The sequence below is a fragment of the Nocardia sp. NPDC046473 genome (assembly GCF_040645995.1).
Lineage (GTDB): Bacteria > Actinomycetota > Actinomycetes > Mycobacteriales > Mycobacteriaceae > Nocardia.
The window spans coordinates 1-22,989 of record NZ_JBEYZJ010000016.1 but is presented as its reverse complement, the minus strand read 5'-3'; the positions used below and the strand labels follow the sequence as shown (position 1 = coordinate 22,989).

Below are 22,989 nucleotides of genomic sequence, written 5' to 3'. Positions count from 1 at the left end.
CTGCGCCGACCCGATGGTGGTGATCTTGGTGACTGTGGCGGAATGCCGTTGGCGCTGGCGGTTTTCCGTACCGGACGGCATGCGGAGAGCAGTTGTTCACATGTCGGGAAGCTATCCACATTCGGGTGGAGCGGGGTTGTCTCGCGTCACGATCGGACAAGAGTGGACGGCATGCCGATTGTTGCCTTCGCCGCCCTCCTCGCCTGGTGTGTTGTGTTGAGCGTCATCGATTTTCGGCAGCGCCGGTTGCCGAATTCGCTCACCGGATGGGGTGCGGTCGCGGTGTTCGCATACGCCTTGTCCACAGCTCAATACACAGCCGCTCTTGTCGGTGCCGTACTACTCGCGGTGCCGTATCTGCTGGTGCACCTGGTTCTCCCGGCTGCCTTCGGTGCCGGAGATGTGAAGCTCGCCGTCGGCTTGGGCGCGGCGGCGGCGCTCGGTGGTGGACAGGCTTGGGTGTGGTCAGCACTAGCCGCGCCGTTGCTGACCGCGTGCGCCGGAGTGGCCGTGCTCGGGCTACATCGAATCCGAACTGCCACTGACCCGCCCGACGCGCACCGGCAAATCGCGGTACCTCACGGGCCTGCAATGTGCGTGGCGACGGTATGCGCACTGGCTACCGCGAGTGCCGGATGATCGGGGCGGCACCGACTCGGAGCGTCCGCCGACATGACGCGCCGCACGGTCGGGCCGGCACCGACTCCGAGCGCCTGCCGAATCGCCCCACTGAATCGCGGTATCGCACTGCCAGCCATATGCCTGACGACGGCACCCGCGCTGGCCGATGCGGGCGCCGGATGAGTCACGCGGCTGCCGCCGTCGCAGGCCAGGCGCAGCACGAGCAGGATGCGACAAGGCGCCCGCCGAACCATCGCGGTGGACTACGCGCGGTACGCGAGCGGGTGCGCGCGGACGGCGATGTGCCGAACGTGCCCGCCATCACGGCGGGCCGCATGCCGGAGCAGCCGCGCCGACATGGGAAGATGGTGGGCGTGTTGCGCTGGATAACTGCCGGAGAATCCCACGGTCCCGCTCTCGTCACCATCCTCGAGGGGATGGTGGCCGGTGTCGAGGTCACGTCCGACGAGATCTCCGCGCAGTTGGCGCGCCGCAGGCTAGGGTACGGCCGCGGCGCCAGGATGAAGTTCGAGGCCGACAAGGTGACCGTCGTCGGCGGCGTCCGGCACGGCCGCACCATGGGCGGCCCGGTCGCCATCGAGATCGCCAACTCCGAGTGGCCGAAGTGGACGACGGTCATGTCCGCCGACCCGGTCGACCCGGACGAGCTCGCCGAACTGGCCCGCAACGCCCCGCTCACCCGGCCGCGCCCCGGGCACGCCGACTACTCCGGCATGCTCAAGTACGGCTTCGACGACGCCCGCAATGTGCTCGAGCGCGCCAGCGCCAGGGAGACCGCGGCGCGCGTCGCGGCGGGCACCGTGGCACGGAACTTCCTGCGGCAGGCATTCGGCGTCGAGGTGATCTCGCACGTCGTCTCGATCGGCACGGCGCAGAACACCACGGGCGTGGTGCCGACCGCCGCAGACCTGGCGGCCATCGATGAGAGCCCGGTGCGTTCGTTCGACAAGGACGCCGAGGCCGCGATGATCGCCGAGATCGAGGCCGCCAAGAAGGACGGCGACACCCTCGGCGGCGTCGTCGAGGTGGTCATCGACGGACTTCCGGTCGGGCTCGGCTCGTTCACCAGCGGCGAGAACCGGCTCGATTCGCGACTCGCGGGCGCGCTGATGGGCATTCAGGCCATCAAGGGCGTCGAGGTCGGCGACGGTTTCGAGACCGCGCGCCGCCGCGGCAGCCAAGCGCACGACGAGATGCGTCCGGGCAGCGACGGTGTGCTGCGCTCCACCAACCGGGCCGGTGGCCTCGAAGGCGGCATGACCAACGGCGAGGCGCTGCGCGTGCGCGCCGCGATGAAGCCGATCTCGACGGTGCCGCGCGCACTCGCGACCGTCGACATGACCACCGGCGAGGAAGCCGTCGCCATCCACCAGCGTTCGGACGTGTGTGCCGTGCCCGCCGCGGGCGTGGTCGCCGAGTCCATGGTCGCGCTGGTCGTCGCGCAGGCCGCGCTGGAGAAGTTCGGTGGCGACTCGCTCGGCGAGACCCTGGAGAACATCACCAGTTACGTCAAGCGGATCAGCGACCGCCCGCACAACGCGCCCGCTGACGCCAGCACGCCATGATCGTGCAGACCGATCCGCGCGCGCCGCGCGTGGTGCTGGTCGGACCGCCGGGCGCGGGGAAAACGACGATCGGCCGCAAGCTCGCCAAGGAACTCGGCGTCGAGCTGTACGACACCGACGCGGGCATCGAGCGCGAGACCGGTCGCACCATTCCCGAAATCTTCGCCACCGACGGCGAACCCGAATTCCGCAAGATCGAGGAGCGGGTGGTGCGCCGCGCGATCCTCGCCGAGCGCGGCGTCGTCTCGCTCGGCGGCGGTGCCGTGCTGTCCCAGGACACCAGGGCGCTGCTGCGCAACCGCACCGTCGTCTACCTGGAAATCAGTGTGGGCGAAGGACTCCGCCGCACCGGGGCGAGCACCAACCGCCCGCTGCTCAACGGCGCCGATCCGGCCGCCAAGTACCGCGAGCTGATGCGCAAGCGTCGCCCGCTGTACCGCGAGGTCGCCTCGGTCCGGGTGCGCACCGATGGTCGCAGTCCCGGCCGCGTCGTCAAAATGGTGCTGGCCAAGCTCGGCGTCGAACCCACTGATCCCGCCATCGGGACAGACGTCGACTGCCCGGATCCGCCCGAGACCACACAGGCAACGACCACCGCGAGTGAGAACGGCACAACTCCTCAGGGCAGCAGCCGATCTCGGGCCCGGCGTCGGGCACGGGCACGCGCCGCCGCTCGTCGAGCAGCGGCCGCGCGCGAATCGGCCGAAGCAGCCGGAGAGTCGACTCCGACAGGGAAATCCACCACGAACGCGGGTGGGCGAAGCTGGCGCACGCGTCGCGCCGAGGCAGCCCCAACCGGCGAGACCGCAACTGGCGGCCCAACAACCGAAGAGCCTGCGGCCGACGCGACAGCGGCGAAGTCCGCCGAGGGTTCGAGCTCGACCGGCCGAAGCTGGCGCGCTCGTCGCGCGTCCGCACAGAACGAGACCGAGGCACCAGCCCAGCCGGACGGCACGGAAGAACCCACCAAGAGTTCGCGATCCAGCGGCCGCGCCAGGCGCGCCCGTGCGCGGCGCGCTCGCGTGCGCGCCCGCAAAAACCAAGAAGCATCAACAGAATCGGAGCAGTCGTGACAGAGCCGAATCGTCTCGAAGTTCGTACCGCAAATCCGTATCCGGTGATCATCGGTCGCGGTTTGCTCGGTGAGCTCGTCGAGGCGGTCAACGGCGCCACGAGCGGCGTCCGCTCGGTCGCGATCTTCCACCAGCCGCCGCTCGCCGAGACCGCCGAGGCGGTGCGGAAAGCGCTGGCCGACAGCGGCCTCGACGCGCACCGCATCGAGATCCCGGACGCCGAGGCGGGCAAGGAACTCGCCGTCGCCGGCTTCTGCTGGGAGGTGCTCGGCCGAATCGGCCTGACCCGCAACGACGTTGTGGTGAGCCTCGGTGGCGGCGCCGCCACCGACCTGGCCGGTTTCGTGGCCGCCACCTGGATGCGCGGCGTGCAGATCGTGCACGTGCCGACCACGCTGCTCGCCATGGTCGACGCGGCCGTCGGCGGCAAGACCGGCATCAACACCGAGGCGGGCAAGAACCTGGTCGGCTGCTTCCATGAGCCGGCCGCGGTGCTCGTCGACCTGGCCACGCTGGAAACCGTGCCGCGCAACGAGATCGTGGCGGGCATGGCCGAGATCATCAAGGCCGGTTTCATCGCCGACCCGGTGATCCTCGACCTGGTCGAGCGCGACCCGCAGGCCGCCCTCGACCCCACCGGCGACGTGCTGCCCGAGCTGATCCGGCGCGCGATCCAGGTGAAGGCCGACGTGGTCGCCGCCGATCTCAAGGAGGCCAGCCTCCGCGAGATCCTCAACTACGGCCACACCCTCGGCCACGCGATCGAGCGCCGTGAGCGCTACCGCTGGCGTCACGGCGCCGCCGTCTCCGTCGGCCTGGTCTTCGCCGCCGAACTCGGCCGCCTGGCCGGTCGCCTCGACGACGCCACCGCCGACCGCCACCGCGCCATCCTGGAAAGCGTCGGCCTGCCGACGACTTACGACGCCGACGCGCTCCCTCAACTCCTCGACACCATGCAGACCGACAAGAAGACCCGCTCCGGCGTCCTGCGCTTCGTCGTCCTCGACGGCCTCGCCAAACCCGGTCGCCTGGAGGGCCCCGACCCCACCCTCCTCGCCGCCGCCTACTCCGCCATCCTCCGCGAAGGCACTCCGAGCACCGGCATCCTGCTGTAACCCGCACTCGCACAGCAGAAACGGCGCACTCCAATCGAGTGCGCCGTTTCTTGTGCGTCAGGCCGGGGTGTGTACCGGAGTCGACTGCTTGTTGTGCGTGCGGTCGGCCAGCATCCGGCCGAGGCCGACGCCGACCAGGGCCGGGATGAAGATCAGCAGGACGATGAAGGCGGCGCCGGCGGTGAGTTCGAAGAGGATGCCGTTGTCGCCGAGGTCGAACTTGGGCAGCCAGTCGATGATCCAGGCGCCGAGGCCGCTGCCGAGTCCGCCCGCCGCCGCGGCCTTCAGCCACAGCAGGGTCAGGTCGGTGCCGCGTTCCGGGTCGGGCTGGGCCGAGCGATCCTTGCGTCCGTCCAGCACACCCCAGTACAGGACGGTGACCACGAGCACGACCAGGCAGAACATCCGCATCCAGACCCCGTGGGTCGGCCAGTTCACCATGGCGAACCCGAGCACGGCACGCAGCAGCACGACCAGCGCACCGAGCACGATCGCCCGCAACACCCAAGCATTCATGCGCACCACCATAACCCTGCGCCTCGCCGAACCAAACTAGAACCAGTATCAGTTTCCGGACCGACGGGCCTCATCGAGCGCCGCCGCCATTTCCGCGCGCGGCGCCGGACGACCGGTGAACAGTTCGACTTGCCCATAGGCCTGGTTCAGCAGCATCTGCAAACCACCGATCACCGTGTGCCCGGCCCGCGACACCGCCTCGGCCAGCGGCGTCGGCCACGGGTGGTAGATCGCGTCGAGCACCACGGGTGCCGTCGCGACCGCGTCGGCGACCACCGCGGCGGCGTCGGCCGGAATCGTGCTGACCACCGCACCCGCCCGCTCGCAGAGTCCGGCGAGCGCGGCCGGGTCGAAGCTGGTCACCGCCGCGTTCATGCCGAGCCGCTCGGCGAGATCCAAAGCGCTACTTGCCCGTCCGGCGTCCCGGGCGATCACGGTCACCGTCTTCGCCCCGAGTTCGGACAACGCGAGCAACGCGGGCCGCGCGGTCCCACCGGCACCGAGCACCACCGCCTCGTCGAGGTCGCCGACCCCACCGCCGCGCAGCGCGCCGCGCACGCCGTCCACGTCGGTGCAGTCGGCCAGCCAGCCGCCGTCACGCCGGACGAGCGTGTTGGCCGAGCCGACCAGCACTGCCCGCTCGGTGCGCTCGGCCGCATACGCGAGCGCGGCCTCCTTGCCCGGCATGGTCACCGACAGTCCGACCCATTCCGATCCGAGCCCGTCGACCAGCCCGGGCAGCTGCTCGGCCGAGCATTCGATGCGCTCGTAGCTCCAGTCGAGCCCGAGCGCGCGATAGGCGGCCAGATGCAGTTGCGGCGAGCGGGAGTGCGCGATCGGCTTGCCGAGCACCGCCGCTTTACGTTCAGCGGCCACTGTCCAGGATTCCGCTCGCCTGTGCCTGCTGGATGTAGCGCTGATGCTGCTTGTAGTCATCGGTGAACAGCGTGGTGCCCTGCTTGTCGACGGTCACGAAGTACAACCACGACCCCGGTTCCGGATTCTCCATGGCGCGCAACGCATTCAGCGACGGCGCGGCGATCGGCGTCGCGGGCAGGCCGATCTTCGCGTAGGTGTTCCACGGCGTCTCCGCGGCGCGGTCGGCGTCGGTGGTCTGCACCTCGGTGCGGTCCAGCGCGTAGTTCACCGTCGAGTCGAACTGCAGCATCTGCGGGACCCGCAGCCGGTTCACGATCACCCGCGCGACCTTGCCCATATCCTGCGGCTTGGCCTCGCGTTCGACGAGCGACGCGGCGATCAGCGTCTGGTACGGCGTCAGCTTGGTCTCACCGCCGGACTGCAACAACCCGGTGGATTCATAACTCTTGGCGCTGGCCATGATCACCTGCCGCAGCATCTGTTCCGGCGTGCCGCTCGGGTCGAAATCCACTGTGCCCGCGGCGATCAGGCCCTCCAGCTGCCTGGTCCGGTCCGGGCAGTCCTTCACACCCTGCGCGGCCCAGGCTGGTACACCGAGCGCGGCGAGATCGAGGCCCGCACCGGCGGCGTCGAGTTGTTCATAGGTCGCGCACTTCTGACTCGGGCCGGTGCCGATGCAGCTGGCCGCCGCCATCATGCGGTAGATGCCGTCGGTGCGCCTGCTCGTGCCCACCTCGGTCTGGTCGTGCAGCAGCTTTCCCTCGGGAATGACCAGGTTTCCGACGCGGGCTTGCTTACCGAGCAAGCCGGTCACCGCCTGTGCGGCGGGGATGTGGCTCGGGATCGCATAGAAGCCGGGCTGCACCGTGTTCATGTTCGAATTCCGCACGGCCGCTTGGAAAAACGCGCCCGTGCTGGCGACGACGCCACGTTCCTTCATGGTCGCGGCGATCTGCTGCGAGGCGTCCCCGTCGTGCACCTGCACCACGACGAGCGGTCCCGGCGATCCGGTGGCGAAATCCTCGGGACTGCCGAGCGAGCTGACCAGCTTCATTCCCGCGAACACCGCGGCACCCGCGAACAACAGCACGAAGACACCCGCGACGAGCCACAGGGTGCGGCGACGACGCTTGCGCTCTTTGGCTTTACGCGAGGCGGCCCTGGAGCGCCTGCTGCGCTGCGGGCTCTTCGACCGGCGCCGCGCTTCGGGCTCGTCGTCGCGCGCCACCGCTTCCCGGCGGCCGACGCGCGGGCGCGGTGCGTCGCGCCGCTCCCGCGGGCGGGGGGCCGGCGTGGGCGGCGGCTGGTCGTCCATGTCGTCGGTGTAGCGCGGGATGACCGTGGTGTCGTCCTCGTAGTCGTCCCAGTCGTCCTGCTCCCGGCCGACCACGCGGTTCGTCTTGCCCCGGTTGTCTCTGCTGTTCTGCCCACCCCAGGCTCGGTCGTCACGCCGGTAACGCCGATCAGCTTCGCGCTGTCGGTACCGTTCCTCGGCCCGCGCCCATCGATCCGTCATGCGTCGTCCTCGGACGACGCATGACGCACCGCTTCAACCGACCTCAACACCGCACTCCGTTCGTCCAACCATCCTTGCAGGATCGAGACGGCCGCCGCCTGATCGATCACTTGCCGCTGGCCACGCGCGCGAACTCCACTGTCCCGCAATGCACGTGCAGCTGACACCGTAGTCAAACGTTCGTCGGAAAGTCGTATAGGCACCGGCGACACGGCGACCCGCAACTGCTCGGCGAATGCGGTGGCAATGGTAGCGGCAGCGCCCTTCTCCCCGCGCAATGTTCGCGGCAGGCCGACAATTACCTCGACTGCCTCGTACTCCCGCACAATTTCAGCAATTCTTGCGATATCGGGCGCGGGCCCGACCGAGCGCTTGTTCGGCTTCGCGCGCGGCACAGTTTCCACGGGCGTGGCGAGGACACCGTCGGGGTCGCTGGACGCGACACCGATCCGGACACTGCCGACATCGACGGCAATTCGCCTGCCGCGCCCGGGATCTGAGTCGGGATGGGGCCGGTCGGCGCCGTGTGGCGCCGACCTCTCGGGACTATCGGGGTCCGCCATCACCCGACCAGTTCGGCCACCCGAGCACGGACAGCCGCAAGACCTGTCGGAATACCCGACGGATCGGAACCGGCGCCCTGCGCCATTTCCGGCTTGCCGCCACCGCGTCCGGCAATGCTGGGACCGAACGCCGCGACCAGATCTCCGGCCTTGAAGCCGATGTCCTGGGCGCCCTTGTTCACGGTCACCACGAACGGCACCTTGCCGTCAGCGTTGCCGAGCAGCACCACCACGGCAGGATTTGTGCCGAACCGGCCACGGATATCGGTGGCCAACGTGCGCAGATCACCCGCAGGCACGCCCTCGGGCGCGGCAACGGCGACCAGCAGCACGCTACCGATGCGCTCGGCTTCCTCGACGAACTTGCCCGCCGACGACAGCACAGCAGCCATCTTGGTGCGCTCGAGTTCCTTCTCGGCCACCTTCAACCGCTCGACCAACTGCTCGACCCGCGCGGGCACCTCCTCGGAGGGCACCTTCAGCGAGGACGCCACCCCGGCCAGCAACGCACGTTCCTTGGCCAGGTACTGGTACGAGTCGAGACCAACGAAGGCTTCCACCCGACGAATGCCGGAACCGACCGACGACTCACCGAGCACGGTGATCGGGCCGATCTGCGAGGAATGCTGCACGTGCGTACCACCGCACAGCTCCATCGAGAACGGGCCGCCGATCTCCACCACGCGCACTTCGTCGCCGTAGTTCTCGCCGAACAGCGCCATCGCGCCCATCTCCTTGGCCTTGGCCAAGTCGGTGACGAAGGTGTTCACCGGGAAATCCGCGCTGACCGCATCGTTGGACACAGCCTCGATCTCGGACTTCTGCTGCTCGGAAAGCTGGCCCTGCCAGTTGAAGTCGAAACGCAGGTAGCCCGGCTTGTTCAGCGAACCCGCCTGCACCGCGTTCGGGCCCAGGATCTGACGCAACGCGGCATGCACCATGTGCGTACCGGAGTGCCCCTGGGTGGCACCACGACGCCACGCCGGATCCGCTTGCGCGAGAACGACATCGCCCTCGGTGAGCTGTCCCTGCTCGACGGTGGACTTGTGCACCCACACCTTCTTGGCGATCTTCTGCACGTCGTTGACGCGCAGCTTGACCCCCGAGGCGGTGATCGAACCGCGGTCGGCGATCTGACCACCGGACTCGGCGTAGAGCGGGCTGCGATCGAGGATTACCTCGACGTCCTGGCCGACGGTGGCGACGGGAACGCGCACGCCATCAGCGATCAGGGCGAGCACGTGCGCCTCGGAAGTCAACTCGTCGAAACCGGTGAACTCGGTGGCACCGCGATCGACCAGTTCCTTGTAAACGGTCAGATCAGCGTGCGCATGCTTGCGAGCCTGCGCATCATCCTTGGCCCGCTTGCGCTGCTCGGCCATCAACGACCGGAAGCCGTCCTCGTCCACCGAAAGCCCCGCCTCGGCAGCCATTTCCAGCGTGAGGTCGATCGGGAAGCCATAGGTGTCGTGCAGCGTGAAGGCATCGGTGCCCGCAATCGTGTTGCTGCCCTTGGCCTTTACGGCGGCGGCCGTGTTGTCGAACAGAGCGGAGCCGGTGTTCAGCGTCTTGAGGAACGCTGTCTCCTCGCCCACCGCGACCGTCTCGATGCGCCGGAAATCGGTGGCGAGCTCCGGGTACGACGGCGACATCAGGTCACTGACGACCTTCATGAACTCGCCCATCACCGGCTTCTCCGCGCCGAGCAGGCGGGCCGAGCGCACGATCCGGCGCAGCAGGCGGCGCAGCACATAGCCGCGGCCGTCGTTGCCCGGGTTGACGCCGTCGGCGATCAGCATGGCGCCGGTGCGCGCGTGGTCGGCGATCACCCGGAACCGCACGTCGTCCTCGTGCGTGACGCCGTAGGACCGGCCGGTCAGCTCCTCGGCCTTGTCGATGATGGGGCGCAGCAGATCGGTCTCGTAGACGTTGTCGACGCCCTGCAGCAGGAACGCGACGCGCTCGACGCCCATGCCGGTGTCGATGTTCTTCTTCGGCAGCGGGCCGAGGATCTCGAAGTCGTCCTTGCTGGTGCCCGCGCCACGCTCGTTCTGCATGAACACGAGATTCCAGATCTCGATGTAGCGATCCTCGTCGGCCTCCGGGCCGCCCTCGATGCCGTATTCGGGTCCGCGGTCGTAGTAGATCTCCGAGCACGGGCCACACGGGCCGGGGATGCCCATCGACCAGTAGTTGTCGGCCATGCCGCGGCGCTGGATGCGCTCGGCGGGCACGCCCATCGACAGCCAGATCTGCTCGGCCTCATCGTCATCGAGGTAGACGGTGGCCCAGAGCCGCTGCGGATCGAAGCCGTAGCCGCCGTCCTCGACGCTGTTGGTCAGCAGCGACCAAGCGAAGGTGATCGCCTCGCGCTTGAAGTAGTCGCCGAAGCTGAAGTTGCCGGCCATCTGGAAGAAGGTGTTGTGCCGGGTGGTGATGCCGACGTTCTCGATGTCACCGGTGCGCACGCACTTCTGCACGCTGGTCGCGGTCGCATACGGCGGGGTCTGCTGACCGAGGAAGAACGGCACGAACTGGACCATGCCTGCGTTGACGAACAGCAGGTTCGGGTCGGCCAGGATCAACGAGGCACTCGGTACCTCGGTATGCCCGGCACGGACGAAATGGTCCAGGAAGCGCCGTCGAATCTCGTGGGTCTGCACAGATATCCAGCCTACCGGTGCGGTGCACATGGTTTTTCATCGACTCGGGTGGTCTTGGCCACCGGGCTATTTTGCGGCGACCTGCCCGCTGAGTCGGTCGATCGTCTAGCGGGCGCGGAGTCAGCGTAGTCCGTTCCGAGGGCGTATGTGCGGGCGTGGACGCCGAGATAAGCCCAGCTTCACAGTAGATTTTCGGTCGGCTGTTCCTGCGCGAGCCGACCTGGTGTTCGCGGTGTCCGCCGACCGGAGCACAGGGCGAGGTACGCCCCTACTTTCCGCGGATGATCCGGCGCAACTTGTCCACCCGAGGGCCGACCTCGCGTTCGTTGCCGTGGTCGGTGGGTTGGTAGTAGTTCACGCCGACCAGCTGGTCCGGCGGGTACTGCTGAGCGAGCACGCCGTCCTTGTTGTCGTGCGGGTACTTGTAGCCCTGAGCGTTGCCGAGCTTGGCCGCGCCCGCGTAGTGCCCGTCGCGCAGGTGCGGCGGCACCGCGCCCGCCTTGCCCGCCGCGACGTCGGCCATGGCCGCGCCGAGCGCGGCGATGACAGCACCCGACTTCGGGGCGCTCGCGAGATGAATGGTGGCCTGCGCCAACGCGAGACGAGCCTCCGGCAGACCGACCAGCTGGACGACCTGTGCTGCCGCGGTGGCGGTTTGCAGGGCGGTGGGATCGGCCATGCCGATGTCCTCGCTGGCGTGGATCATCAGCCTGCGCGCGATGAAACGCGGGTCCTCCCCCGCGGTGAGCATCCTGGCCAGGTAGTGCAGCGAGGCGTCGACGTCGGAGCCGCGGATGGACTTGATGAAGGCGCTGATCACGTCGTAGTGCTGGTCGCCTGCCCGGTCGTAGCGGACGGCGGCCTTGTCCACGCTGGCCTCGACGAGTTCGACGCCGACATTGCCGTCCAGGGACGATTCGGCCGAGGCCTCCAGCGCCGTGAGTGCGCGGCGAGCGTCACCGCCCGCGATCCGAATGATGTGGTCCAGCGCCTCGTCGGACACCGTGTACTGGTCGTCCAGCCCGCGCTGGTCATGGATCGCGCGCTGCAGGACCTGACGGATGTCGTCCTCGGTGAGCGATTGCAGTTGCAGCACCAGGGAGCGCGACAGCAGCGGCGACACCACGGAAAACGACGGATTCTCGGTGGTCGCGCCGACCAGCAGCACGATCCGGTTCTCCACCGCGGCGAGCAACGCGTCCTGCTGTGTCTTGGAGAACCGATGCACCTCGTCGATGAACAGCACGGTCTGCTCACCATTCGACAGTCGGCGCCGCGCCACATCGATGACCGCGCGCACTTCCTTCACGCCCGCCGACAAGGCCGACAGCGCCTCGAACCGCCGCCCCGTCGAATGCGAGATCAGCGACGCGAGCGTCGTCTTACCCGTACCGGGCGGCCCGTACAGCAGCACCGACGCCGCCCCCGACCCCTCGACCAGCCGCCGCAACGGCGACCCCGGCCCGAGCAGATGCTGCTGCCCGACCACCTCGTCCAACGACGCAGGCCGCATCCGCACCGCAAGCGGCGCGCCGGAATCCCGCCGCACCACATTGTCGATGCTGTGCTCTGCGGGCACCCCGTCGCCGGGCACGTCGAACAAGCCATCGGTCACACCGCGCAACGTTACCGACGCCCACCGACAAGCCTGTCCGACGGCCCGGCCGCGGCTGCGCAGGCACCAAAACGGACGTAGCGGCGGGCACACGCCGTGTGGTCAGCCACCATGTCCCGTTCGATGATTCCGGGCCGGGTTCGACGGGCCGATCTGTCCCGTCTCCCGACGGCCAACACATCAACCGGGCTGCCACCACATCCCGTTCGACTGCGCGGCCGCGGCCAGGCAGTCACCGATATGGATGTAGTGGCATGGACGCGCAGAGCGGGCTGCCGTCATGTCCCGTTCGATAACTCTGGGCCGGTTCGGCGGGCCGATTTGCGTGGCGGGCGGACATCGGATGGGATCAATACCCGTGGCTGAAAACGTGGTCGTTTCAGATTCTCCGTTCGGGTCGTTGGCGCGGCGCACGCTGCTGAAAAGTGGCGCGGTTGCCACTGCGACGGCGCTGCTGACGGCTGCGCCTGCACAGGCGGCGGGTGGGGTGTTCCGGCATGGAGTGGCGTCCGGTGATCCGCTGCCGAGCGGTGTCATCCTCTGGACTCGCGTGACCGTGTCCGATGATGCGACGCCCGGTTCAGGTGTTGGCGAATCGGCAAGCGTGCGTTGGGAAGTCGCTGAGGATGAGCGGTTCGGTGTGCTCGCGGCGTCCGGAAACGTTACGGCCGCAGCATCTTCCGACCACACGGTGAAAGTCGATGTGTCCGGGCTGACGCCGGGCACCGTCTACTTCTACCGGTTCACCGCGCTCAGTGAAACGTCGGCGGTCGGCCGCACCAAGACCGCGCCCGCTATCTCCGATGCGCCCGAGCGCCTCCGGTTCGGCATCGTGTCCTGCGCGAACTGGGAGGCCGGGTACTTCGGCGCCTACCGCCACCTGGCCGCGCGCACCGACCTCGACGCCATCGTGCACCTCGGCGATTACATCTACGAGTACGGCCGCGGCAAGTACGGCGGCCGCAATGGCACTGTGCGCCCGCATGATCCGGCGAACGAGACCGTCAGCCTGGCCGACTACCGAATTCGGCACGCGCAGTACAAGACCGACCCCGATCTGCTGGATTTGCATGCCCGCCAGCCGTTCATCTGCACCTGGGACGATCACGAATCCGCCGACAACTCCTGGTCCGGCGGCGCGAACAACCACGACCCGGTCACCGAGGGCAACTGGCAGGACCGCCGGGCCGCCTCCGCGCAGGCTTACCTGGAGTGGATGCCGGTGCGCGCGCAGGGCTCCGGTGCGGATGTACAGATCTATCGCAGGCTGCGTTTCGGCACGCTGGCCGAACTATCCATGCTCGACCTGCGCAGCTACCGCGACCAGGAGGCCAAGCCCGGCGCAGGCTGGCGCGAGGCGGACAACCCGGCGCGCACCATCACCGGCAAGGCCCAAATGGAGTGGCTCACCGCAGGATTGGCGTCCGCGCCGGTCCGCTGGAAGCTGGTCGGCAACTCGGTGATGATCGCACCGCTGGTCTTCCCGCCGCTCGAACCCGCCACCACCGCGGCCATCACCAGCACCCTCGGCATCCCGCAGTCCGGCCTCACGGTGAACGGCGACCAGTGGGACGGCTACACCGCCGACCGCCAGCGCCTGTTCCGCGCGATCACCGAACAGCAGGTCTCGGACGTGGTCTTCCTCACCGGCGACATCCATTCCTCATGGGCCGCCGACCTCCCCGCCGACACCGCCGACTACCCCGCGGGCAACACGGTCGGCGCCGAATTCGTCGTCCCATCGATCACCTCGACCAGCATCGGCGACATGCTGAAACTGAACTCGGCACCGATCGCGGAGTCCATCAAGGGCATCAACCGCCACATGCGCTACGTCGAACTCGATTCCCACGGCTACGGCGTGCTAGAGGTAACCCCGGACCAAACCCAGATGGACTGGTTCTACCTAGTCGACGTGACAGACCCGAATTCCGGTGTCCGCCACGCCACTTCACTCGCGGTACGCCCCGGCGGCCGATTGGAACCACGCCAAGCACCGGTGAGCTGACGAAGCGTCCGCGCGGGTCGGCACCTCGACGCCGACCAGCCGACGGACCGCTCACCAGGCAGGCAACCCAAACCACGCTCAGCGCCGGTGGCCGGTGAACTCATGCCGCGTCCGGGCAAGCAGCAGCTTTGGGCCACTCCCCGCACAAGTGAGCTGTCTGAGCGCGCCGGGCACCTCGAGCTCCGGCTGGCGCCAGCGAACCGACTGGACGCTCGGGCAAGCAGACAACCGAGCCACGCTCAGCGCCAATCACACTCGACGCCAGACAGCCGACGGACCGTTCAACCAGGCAGGCAACCCAAACCGCGCTCGACGCCGGAGCTGACGCGGTCGGGCAGACGAGGGCTTCACGCCGCGTGCGATGCCGGCCAGGTGGCAGAGCGTTCGCTACGACCCGCCGCCGCAGCCACCACCACCGCCGCAACCGCCGCCACCGCCGCAGCCGCCGCCGTGGCCACCACCACAACCGTGGCCGTGACCGCCGCCGCCGCCACCGAACAACCCGATCCCGCCCAGGGCCCAGCTGCCGCTACCGTCGCCACCGCCGGCAAACCCCCGCTTGCGACGACGCCGAGTTCGTGGACTGGTGATCTGCGAGCTCAGCACGGTGCCGGACTGCCGGGCGCGGGTCAGCTGGTCGAAGTCTTCGGCCAGCCGAAGGCGTCTCCGTCGACGCACGATCACCGCCAGCACGACAGCTACGACGACGGCCGCGACAACTATCAACAGCACAGTGTTCACTGTGACCACCCCTCTCGAACCCCGTGGTCTAGAACACTCCAGCCTACTGCGACCGGCGCACAACCACCGCCCCCGATTACCGGGTCTCCGATGATTTTCCGGCGCGGCCACCCGCCGTCCGACATCCGCACGCGTGCCAGTGCGGCGAGTCAGTGTGCGGGAAATCAAAAAGGCGTGCTGCAAGCAGTACCACCGCGACAAGCGGTGAGCCAGTAGCCCACCTCAATTACCTTCAGCCTGACTGAAATCGGATTTCCCGCGTTATCTGTTCACCACAAAGACAGCGGCAGACAGAAAGTTTCAGACAACTGCAAGGGAAAGAATTCCCGCGAATTCTATTCGGACCAGCGCTCTTCCAGCATCGCCGACACATCCTCGGCGAAGTCGCCGACGATATCGTCCCCGGTGCACCGCGCATCCTCGGCCAACGCGGCCCAGCGGTTGATCAACGCCTCCGACCGGGGCACCGACAACCCGTGCTCACGCGCCGCCGCGATCCGCGCATGGTCCGCGGGCAGGAACCAGTAGGTGGACAACCACACCCAGATCAGCCGGGCCTCGAGGATCCGCTCGGACATGACCTCGTCGTCGGCCAGCGCGGGCCACACCCCGACCACTTCGGAGCGCCACGCCTCGACCATCTGCCTGGCCCGTTCCCTGGACAGTTCGAAGTCGCACAGGCAGCCCGGGAACGACACCAGCGCATACGCGATATCGAGCGTGGCGTCACGGAACCCACCCCACTCGTAGTCGAGGAACCGCGCGCCCTCCTCGTTGAGAATGACGTTGTCGGGGCACAGATCCGACGGACTGAACGCCCGGAATCGCCCGGCGGAGAACAGCCGGTTACCGCGCACGATCCGTTCGGCGATCTCGCCGGGCACCTCGATGCCCAACTCCCGCTGCAGCAGACCGGGCACCTCGGCGATCGCGGATTCGGCCTGCTGAGCAATGCCATCGACGCGATGCACCACATCGACCCGACGCAGCAGCGCAACGAAATCGGCCTCGCGGCCGACGGTTGCCGCGTGCATCCGGCCGAGCGCCTGCGCGAACGCCATCAGCCCGTTCCTGGTGGCCGGCTCAGCGCCGGACTGCAGCATCTGAGTGAGCAGCGAGTTCTCGCCGAGATCGCTGAGGATCAGCAACCGCTCGGGCAGGCTGTGCGCGATCAGGTACGCACCGGGCCGCTGTTCGCGGCTCAACGCGGTGGTGAACTGATACGACACCGCTTCACGTAGGAACGCGGAGTCGATGCTGGCGACTCCGGGTGCGAGACCGCCCGTGGTGCGGTCATGCGAGTGCCCGCGAACTTGTTTCACGATCAAGGTCCGCGGCAACGAGAAGGCGTTTTCCGCAACACGCACACGGAGAACCGTCGTTCTACCACTACCGCTGAGTTCGATCGGATCGCTCAGCTTTACCGGAGCACCCATTCGCTTTGTGAGCAACTGTTGCGCTGCGGACACGACTTCGGCGGCGCGTTCGGCCAATAGTGCGGTCATCGCCCTTCAAGTTACTCGCATCAGGTCACTTCTAGCGAGCGGATACACAACCTTTCCGCGTCGTTCGGCGTGTCTCCCTCGAGGTTACGGGACGAGCGCGCGTTGCTTGACACGATTGCACTCGTCAGGTTTTCTCATCGTCAACTGCTCTGCGCCACACCGCAAACCAGTTGAGTGGAAAGGTCTATGGCATGACCGGCACACCGCCTCCCCCGCCCCACGAATCAGCTGGCGACGCTCCCGACCACGGAGACGACGAACGCTACGCGGCACGGCCAGGGCAACACGAGAGTCACACTCCACAAGCACCGGATACCGGCACCGGGCAGAGTCGCCACGAGATGGCTGGGCCGGCCGGATATCCGCAGTTCGAAGGTCCGGGCGCGGCGCAGTACGGCACCGAACCCGTCGAGCCGCCACCGCCGGTGGCGTCTCCGCAGCCGGGTTACGCTGCCCAGCCTGGTCATCCGGCCCAGCCCGGCGCGGGGGCCCCGCCCGGATACTCGGCTCAACCAGCTCCCGGCGGCCAGCCAGGTTACGGACCGCCGCCCAGTTACGGTCCGCCGGGGACAGGTCCCGGCACGCCCCCACCCGGCTCGGCAGCACCGGGATCGATGCCGCCACAAGGGAACATGCCGTACAGTTCGATGCCACCGCAGGGCATGCAACCAGGCATGATGCCGCAGGACACGGGACAGCAGGCGACCTACGGTTACCAGCAGACCACCTCCGCCCCCGGCACCCTCGATGTCGGTCAAGCGCTCAGCTACGGCTGGGAGAAGTTCCGCTCGAACCCCGGACCATGGATGGGCGCCGTCGCGGCCGGGCTCGTCATCTATCTCGGTTTCGTGCTCGTCGTGCAGCTCACCGACCCGACGACGATGCTCCCGCTGCTGCTGATCTTCCTCGCGGTGCTGGCTGCTGTGTGGTTGCTGCAGGCCGCGATGGTGCGCGGCGCGCTGTATGAAACCGACGGCAGCAAACCCCATTTCGGGTCGTACTTCCGTTTCCTGAATGCGGGCAATGTGCTGATCACCGCCCTGCTGGCGTTCATCCTGACCTTCATCGGGTCGGCGATCTGCATCGTGCCCGGACTGATCGTCGGCGTGCTGTGCATGTTCTCGCTGCACTTCGTGATCGATCAGAACGAGGGTCCGTTCGAGGCGATCAAGTCCAGTGCCACCCTGGTGGTCACCAACGTGTGGCCGGTGCTGTTGCTCGCGCTCGCCGTCCTGTTCGTGACATTGGTCGGCGCGCTGCTGTGCGGACTCGGCCTGCTGGTCGCAGGACCGGTCGCGGTCATCGCGGTCACCTACGCCTACCGCACACTGACCGGCGGCCCCGTCTCACCAATCTGAAATGTCGGATTTGTCTGTTAGCGCACGCATTCCGATCCACCGCTGAAACCGCGCCACCGGCCCGGCCTCGCTACCCGCGCGAGGCCGGAGTTCCAGCACGATCACCCCGGCCACGATGATCCCGGCCAGGTTCACCGCGAGCTGCCCTGCGGACATGAACGCGATATGCCACTGCCCCAAAGTGGCCGCGACAACGGCGAATCCGGCCGCGGGCACGGTCGTCACCGAAATGAACACCCCGATCAGCGCCGCCGACTTCGCCGTCACCAGCGAGAGCATGCCCGCCGCACCCGCCAGCAGCGCGACGACCAACGAGAACGGTCCCACCTCATAAATGAAGTCGACGTTCTTGATGCTCTCCACACCGTTCAGCGTGATCCAGCCGAACTGCTCCCACACCAGCGTCGCCGCCAGCGTGACCAGCATGGCCACCGGGAACCCGACCGCGAGCGCGATCGCCGACCGGCGCGCGAGCCGAAAGTCGCGGCGCACCAACCCGACCGCGAACGCGGCGAGCGGTCCGAACTCCGGACCGACCACCATCGCGCCGACGATGGTCACCGGCGAATCGGTGGCAACGCCGATCGCGGCCAGCAGGCAGGCGATGGCGAGGAACGCCAGGAACGTCGAGTTGAGCGTCGACTCCTCGTGTACCTGCGCGAGCAGTTCGTCCCACACCACCGCATCGGTCGGATCACCGGGCGCCGCCTCAACCGCCCGGTCCCCCGCCTCGGACAGCACGGTTTCCACCGGCCCGAGTGTGATGCCGCCGGTCTTGCAGATGCCGAGCTCGGTCAGCTCGGCCAGCACCTCGTTGGCCGCCTCGCGCGCGACGTCGGCCTGAACCAGATCACCGGCGGGTTCCACCGCGGCGCCGCGAGCCAGGGTCACATGCGTGGCGCCTGGGTTCGCGGCGAGCACGGCCAGCACCCGGTCGGTCGTCGCCGACGGGCTGATCATGCGCAGATGCAGCAACGGATCCCCTCCTGGTCAGTGCCGCCCGGCACGGATCGAACTGTCCAAAAGGTACCGTTTGCCCGCTATTCCGCGGACTTGTCCGCTTTCGCGTCGGCCTTGTCACCCTTTGGCGCCGGCTTGGCGTCCAGGCCCGCTTCCTTGCGCTGCTGCTCGGTGATCGGGGCGGGCGCGTCGGTCAGCGGGTCGACGCCGCCACCGGTCTTCGGGAACGCGATCACCTCGCGGATCGAGTCGAGCCCGGCGAGCAGCGCGACGATCCGGTCCCAGCCGAACGCGATGCCGCCGTGCGGCGGTGCGCCGAAAGCGAAGGCGTCCAACAGGAATCCGAACTTCTCCTGCGCCTCCTCCAGGCTGATCCCCATCACCTTGAAGACGCGCTCCTGCACATCCCGGCGATGGATACGGATGCTGCCGCCACCGATCTCGTTGCCGTTGCAGACGATGTCGTAGGCGTAGGCGAGCGCGGAACCCGGGTCGGTGTCGAAGGTGTCGACCGACTCCGGCTTCGGCGAGGTGAACGCGTGGTGCACCGCCGTCCACGCCGAATGCCCAAGCGCCACATCGCCACTCGCGGTGGCCTCGGCGGCGGGCTCGAACATCGGCGCGTCCACGATCCACACGAACGCCCACGCGTTCTCGTCGATCAGACCGACCTTGCGGGCGATCTCGGCGCGCGCGGCACCGAGCAGCCCGCGCTGCGCCTTGGCCGGACCGGCCGCGAAGAACACGCAGTCGCCCGGCACCGCGCCGACGTGCTTGGCCAGCCCGTCGCGCTCGGCATCGCTCAGGTTCTTGGCGACCGGGCCGCCGAGCGTGCCGTCCTCGTTGATCAGGACATAGGCCAGCCCCTTGGCGCCACGCTGCTTGGCCCACTCCTGCCAGGCGTCGAGCTGCCGCCGCGGCTGGCTCGCGCCGCCCGGCATGACGACCGCGCCGACATAATCGGCCTGGAACACCCGGAACGGGGTGTCCTTGAAGTACTCGGCGCACTCGGTGATCTCGATGCCGAAGCGCAGGTCCGGCTTGTCGGAACCGAAGCGGCGCATGGCTTCCGCGTAGGTCATGTGCGGAATCGGGGTCGGGATCTCGTAACCGATCAGCTTCCACAGCCCGGCCAGGATCTGCTCGGCGAGCAGGATCACATCGTCCTGGCGTACGAAGCTCATCTCGATGTCGAGCTGAGTGAACTCGGGCTGGCGGTCGGCACGGAAGTCCTCGTCGCGGTAGCAGCGCGCGATCTGGTAGTAGCGCTCGATGCCGCCGACCATCAGCAGCTGCTTGAACAGCTGCGGGCTCTGCGGCAGCGCGTAGAAGCTGCCGGGCTGCAGGCGCGCGGGCACCAGGAAGTCGCGGGCGCCCTCCGGGGTCGAGCGAGTCAGCGTCGGCGTCTCCACCTCGACGAACTCGTGATCGGCCAGCACCGCGCGGGCGGCGGCGTTCGCCTTGGACCGCAGCCGGATCGCGTGCGCCGGGCCTTCGCGGCGCAGATCCAGGTACCGATACTTCAGCCGCGCCTCTTCGCCGGGCTGCTCGTCGAGCTGGAACGGCAGCGGCGCGCTCTCGTTGAGCACCTCGAGCTCGGTGACGTTCACCTCGATGGTGCCGGTCGGCAGGTCCGGGTTCTCGTTGCCGTCCGGACGCAGCTCCACCACGCCGGTCACCCGCACGCAGTACTCCGCGCGCAGCCGGTGCGCCTGCTCGGCGGGCTCGCCCTCGCGGAACACCGCCTGCGACACTCCCGACGCGTCGCGCAGATCGATGAAGATCACGCCACCGTGGTCACGCCGCCTGGCCACCCATCCGGTGAGGGTCACGGTCTGACCGGCATGCTCGCTTCGCAGCGAACCAGCCAAGTGGGTGCGCAGCACAAGGTTCCTTTCGACGACTCCGGCACCGGCACGATATGACCAGGTGCGGTCCCATCGTAGTGAGACACATCCGTCGAGTGGAAACCGATGTCGCCACACCCGTGCGAAGCTGTATCGGCTGGGTATGTCCGAGCCGTGGCGACAACGAGAAAGCGACGACGATGACGTTCAACGAGGGCATGCAGATCGATCCCAATCGGGCGTCCTCCGGTGGTCCGGGGATGGGCGGCAAGATCGCACTGGGCGGCGGCGCGGGCGGCCTCATCGTGCTGGTACTCACACTGCTGCTCGGCGGTGACCCGGGATCGATCCTCGGCCAGTTCACCGGCGCCGAAGACCAGCAGCAATCCCAGCCGAGCGCGGGCACCCCGGCGCACTGCAAGACCGGTGCGGACGCGAACAAGTACGTCGACTGCCGGGTGGTGGCCACCGCACAGAGCCTGGACGTGGTGTGGGGCGATCAACTGTCCAAGCAGACCGGCAAGAAGTACGTACAACCGAAGCTCGCCCTGTTCTCCGGCGCGACAGCCACCGGCTGCGGCAATGCGACCAGCGACGTCGGCCCGTTCTACTGCCCGCCCGACCGGACCGCCTACTTCGACGTCAGCTTCTTCCAGGAACTGGTGGATCGCTTCGGTTCCAGCGGCGGCCCGCTCGCCCAGGAGTATGTGGTCGCGCACGAGATCGGCCACCACATCCAGAACCAGCTCGGCGATATCGGCCGCGCCCAACAGGATCCGCAGGGTGCGAATTCGGGCGCGGTGCGCACCGAACTGCAGGCGGACTGCTATGCGGGCATCTGGGCCCATTTCGCGGACAAGACGCCAGGGCCGGGTGGCGGCCAGCCGTTCCTGAATCCGCTGTCCGACAACGACATCAAGGACGCGCTGTCCGCCGCGGCGTCGGTCGGCGACGACCGGATCCAGCGCGCCGCGCGGGGACGGGTGAACCCGGAGAAGTTCACGCACGGCGATTCCGAACAGCGGCAGAATTGGTTCCTCACCGGATACCGGACCGGGCAGGTGAAGGCGTGCGACACGTATACCGCCCCCGACCTGAAGCATCCACCCGCGCTGCGCTGAAACTCGGTGCCGCACTGAGATAATCGACCGGTCGCACGGTGCGGACCAGCGGCAATCGTCGTGGTGGCCATCGCACAGCGCAATAATCGACATGGCAGCGCGCCGAACCGTTCCTGGTTCGGCGCGCTGCCATGAGGTACGGCGGATCGCCGGTACCGCAGGCACGGATAGCAGGAGAGTGGATTGATGCGAGGAACGAAAGCCGCACTGCTGGTTGCCATGCTGGCGCTCGCACTCGGCACAGGCACCGCGGCCGCCGACCCGCCCGACCAGCCGAGCGTGCACGGGCCGGTCTCCGCACCGATGGCGCTGCTCACGCTCACCAAGATCCCGAACGGCTGGCAGACCCGGGTCGATCTGCGCCCGCAGCTGGAGGTGTCCGGTGACGGACGAGCCGTGAAGATCCCCGATGCCGTTGCCTCGGAACGCAATCCGGACAACCTCCCGCAAAAACTCAACGGCCACATCCCACCCGACGTACTCGCCGCCGCCCTCGCCGAGACCCGAGCCCTCGCCACCGTCGACTTCGGCATGCCGAACATCACCGACCAGGGCAGCCAGATCATCGACCTGATGCCCCAGGCCCCCGAGGAAGACGCCCACCTGGTCGTCTACGCCCCCGAATTCACCGAGGGCCTGGCCCCGGAACAACAAGCCGCCCGCAAACGCTTCACCGACCTCTACCGCAAACTCCTGGACGCCTTCGTCCAAGACCTCTGACCCCGCCCGCCGCGCACTCATTCACCCGCCGCGCACGAAATCGTCGGCAATCTCATGCGCTGCACACAAATCCGTCCGCAGCGCAAGAATTCGCGCACAGCACAGCAACTGTCACCACCCCGAGCGGGCTGTCGACAGCAGCCGCACCCTATCTCGGATCTGCGCTCTAAGGCCCTCGAGCGCAGATCCGAGACAGAGTACAGATCTCCGGTGCCAACGGTAAGGAAGCCCCTCCCGCGCACGAGTTATACAGCCGCGCACGGAATTGCTAGCAATTTCGTGCGCGGCTGCACAATTCATGCGCGGCGACCACCACGGCTCACTCGACCGGGCCGACCACTGACTACTCGCTCTTACCCAAAGCGCTTGGGACGCAACCACAGCCAGACGCCAGGCTGGAACCGCCACCACCCCGCCTCCCCTTCCTCCAAAGCGCTTGGAACGCAACCACAGCCAGATGACCACCTCGGGAACACGACATTGCGCACCTGACCGATAACTAAAGCCGGGTACGGCAGGCGACGCGCCCAGCACTGCTTCACAGGAAAACGTGGACAGGTCTTCAGCTTTCTCTGAACTGTC

At 67.9% G+C, this 22,989-nt stretch carries 17 protein-coding genes and 1 pseudogene; 8 read left to right on the top strand and 10 right to left on the bottom strand.

Features of this window, described 5'->3' with window-relative positions; translation table 11 throughout:
- Window positions 1-171 precede the first annotated feature (171 nt).
- From ABZ942_RS42610 to aroB, 4 genes and pseudogenes are all read left to right on the top strand, one after another.
- Window positions 172-639 carry an A24 family peptidase gene (locus ABZ942_RS42610; protein WP_357391974.1) on the top strand — a complete coding sequence of 156 codons (468 nt, stop codon included), beginning with the start codon at window positions 172-174 and terminating at the stop codon, window positions 637-639.
- A 356-nt stretch (window positions 640-995) separates the two neighbouring features.
- Window positions 996-2,207, top strand: a complete 1,212-nt coding sequence (gene aroC, locus ABZ942_RS42605; RefSeq protein WP_357392063.1) for a chorismate synthase — start codon at window positions 996-998, stop codon at window positions 2,205-2,207.
- Window positions 2,204-2,731, top strand: a pseudogene (locus ABZ942_RS42600) (shikimate kinase); the annotation flags it as partial. The gene aroC and the pseudogene ABZ942_RS42600, both read left to right, overlap by 4 nt.
- A 545-nt stretch (window positions 2,732-3,276) precedes the next feature.
- Window positions 3,277-4,395: a 3-dehydroquinate synthase gene (gene aroB / locus ABZ942_RS42595; RefSeq protein ID WP_357391973.1), complete on the top strand. Its 1,119-nt coding sequence runs from the start codon at window positions 3,277-3,279 to the stop codon at window positions 4,393-4,395.
- A 57-nt stretch (window positions 4,396-4,452) separates the two neighbouring features.
- Here aroB and ABZ942_RS42590 read toward each other — a convergent pair whose 3' ends face one another.
- The 6 genes from ABZ942_RS42590 to ABZ942_RS42565 form a co-directional block, all read right to left on the bottom strand.
- A complete protein-coding gene (locus tag ABZ942_RS42590) occupies window positions 4,453-4,911 on the bottom strand; it encodes a B-4DMT family transporter (protein ID WP_357391972.1) in 459 nt (152 codons plus the stop codon).
- A 48-nt stretch (window positions 4,912-4,959) separates the two neighbouring features.
- Entirely contained in the window at window positions 4,960-5,847 is an 888-nt protein-coding gene (locus tag ABZ942_RS42585) for a shikimate dehydrogenase (protein ID WP_357391971.1), read from the bottom strand.
- Complete coding sequence (locus ABZ942_RS42580) at window positions 5,777-7,306, bottom strand: endolytic transglycosylase MltG (RefSeq protein ID WP_357391970.1); 1,530 nt, start codon at window positions 7,304-7,306, stop codon at window positions 5,777-5,779. Before ABZ942_RS42580 ends, ABZ942_RS42585 begins: the two co-directional genes overlap by 71 nt.
- Window positions 7,303-7,869, bottom strand: coding sequence for a Holliday junction resolvase RuvX (ruvX, locus tag ABZ942_RS42575; RefSeq protein WP_357392062.1), 567 nt, complete (start codon window positions 7,867-7,869; stop codon window positions 7,303-7,305). The genes ABZ942_RS42580 and ruvX overlap by 4 nt, the downstream gene beginning before the upstream one ends.
- On the bottom strand, window positions 7,869-10,532 hold the full coding sequence (gene alaS / locus ABZ942_RS42570; protein ID WP_357391969.1) for an alanine--tRNA ligase: 2,664 nt from the start codon (window positions 10,530-10,532) through the stop codon (window positions 7,869-7,871). Before alaS ends, ruvX begins: the two co-directional genes overlap by 1 nt.
- Before the next feature lie 268 nt (window positions 10,533-10,800).
- A complete protein-coding gene (locus ABZ942_RS42565; protein ID WP_357392061.1) occupies window positions 10,801-12,111 on the bottom strand; it encodes a replication-associated recombination protein A in 1,311 nt (436 codons plus the stop codon).
- 379 nt (window positions 12,112-12,490) lie between these two features.
- On the opposite strand from ABZ942_RS42565, the gene ABZ942_RS42560 reads away from it, so the two are divergent.
- The gene (locus ABZ942_RS42560; protein ID WP_357391968.1) at window positions 12,491-14,155 is read left to right on the top strand and encodes an alkaline phosphatase D family protein; all 1,665 of its coding nucleotides are present in this window, start codon (window positions 12,491-12,493) and stop codon (window positions 14,153-14,155) included.
- Window positions 14,156-14,542: 387 nt separating this feature from the next.
- On the opposite strand, the gene ABZ942_RS42555 is transcribed toward ABZ942_RS42560, so the two are convergent.
- Together ABZ942_RS42555 and ABZ942_RS42550 are read right to left on the bottom strand one after the other, a co-directional pair.
- Window positions 14,543-14,896, bottom strand: coding sequence for a hypothetical protein (locus ABZ942_RS42555; protein WP_357391967.1), 354 nt, complete (start codon window positions 14,894-14,896; stop codon window positions 14,543-14,545).
- A 335-nt stretch (window positions 14,897-15,231) separates the two neighbouring features.
- A complete protein-coding gene (locus tag ABZ942_RS42550; RefSeq protein WP_357391966.1) occupies window positions 15,232-16,401 on the bottom strand; it encodes a kinase in 1,170 nt (389 codons plus the stop codon).
- Window positions 16,402-16,742: 341 nt separating this feature from the next.
- Between ABZ942_RS42550 and ABZ942_RS42545 the strand changes: the two genes are divergently transcribed.
- On the top strand, window positions 16,743-17,759 hold the full coding sequence (locus tag ABZ942_RS42545) for a hypothetical protein (protein WP_357391965.1): 1,017 nt from the start codon (window positions 16,743-16,745) through the stop codon (window positions 17,757-17,759).
- On the opposite strand, the gene ABZ942_RS42540 is transcribed toward ABZ942_RS42545, so the two are convergent.
- Together ABZ942_RS42540 and aspS are read right to left on the bottom strand one after the other, a co-directional pair.
- Entirely contained in the window at window positions 17,748-18,734 is a 987-nt protein-coding gene (locus ABZ942_RS42540; RefSeq protein ID WP_357391964.1) for a DUF389 domain-containing protein, read from the bottom strand. The genes ABZ942_RS42545 and ABZ942_RS42540 overlap by 12 nt on opposite strands.
- Before the next feature lie 65 nt (window positions 18,735-18,799).
- The gene (gene aspS, locus ABZ942_RS42535) at window positions 18,800-20,605 is read right to left on the bottom strand and encodes an aspartate--tRNA ligase (protein WP_357391963.1); all 1,806 of its coding nucleotides are present in this window, start codon (window positions 20,603-20,605) and stop codon (window positions 18,800-18,802) included.
- 161 nt (window positions 20,606-20,766) lie between these two features.
- Between aspS and ABZ942_RS42530 the strand changes: the two genes are divergently transcribed.
- Window positions 20,767-21,687, top strand: a complete 921-nt coding sequence (locus ABZ942_RS42530; protein WP_357391962.1) for a neutral zinc metallopeptidase — start codon at window positions 20,767-20,769, stop codon at window positions 21,685-21,687.
- Window positions 21,688-21,873: 186 nt separating this feature from the next.
- A complete protein-coding gene (locus ABZ942_RS42525) occupies window positions 21,874-22,407 on the top strand; it encodes a hypothetical protein (protein WP_357391961.1) in 534 nt (177 codons plus the stop codon).
- The last annotated feature ends 582 nt before the right edge of the window (window positions 22,408-22,989 follow it).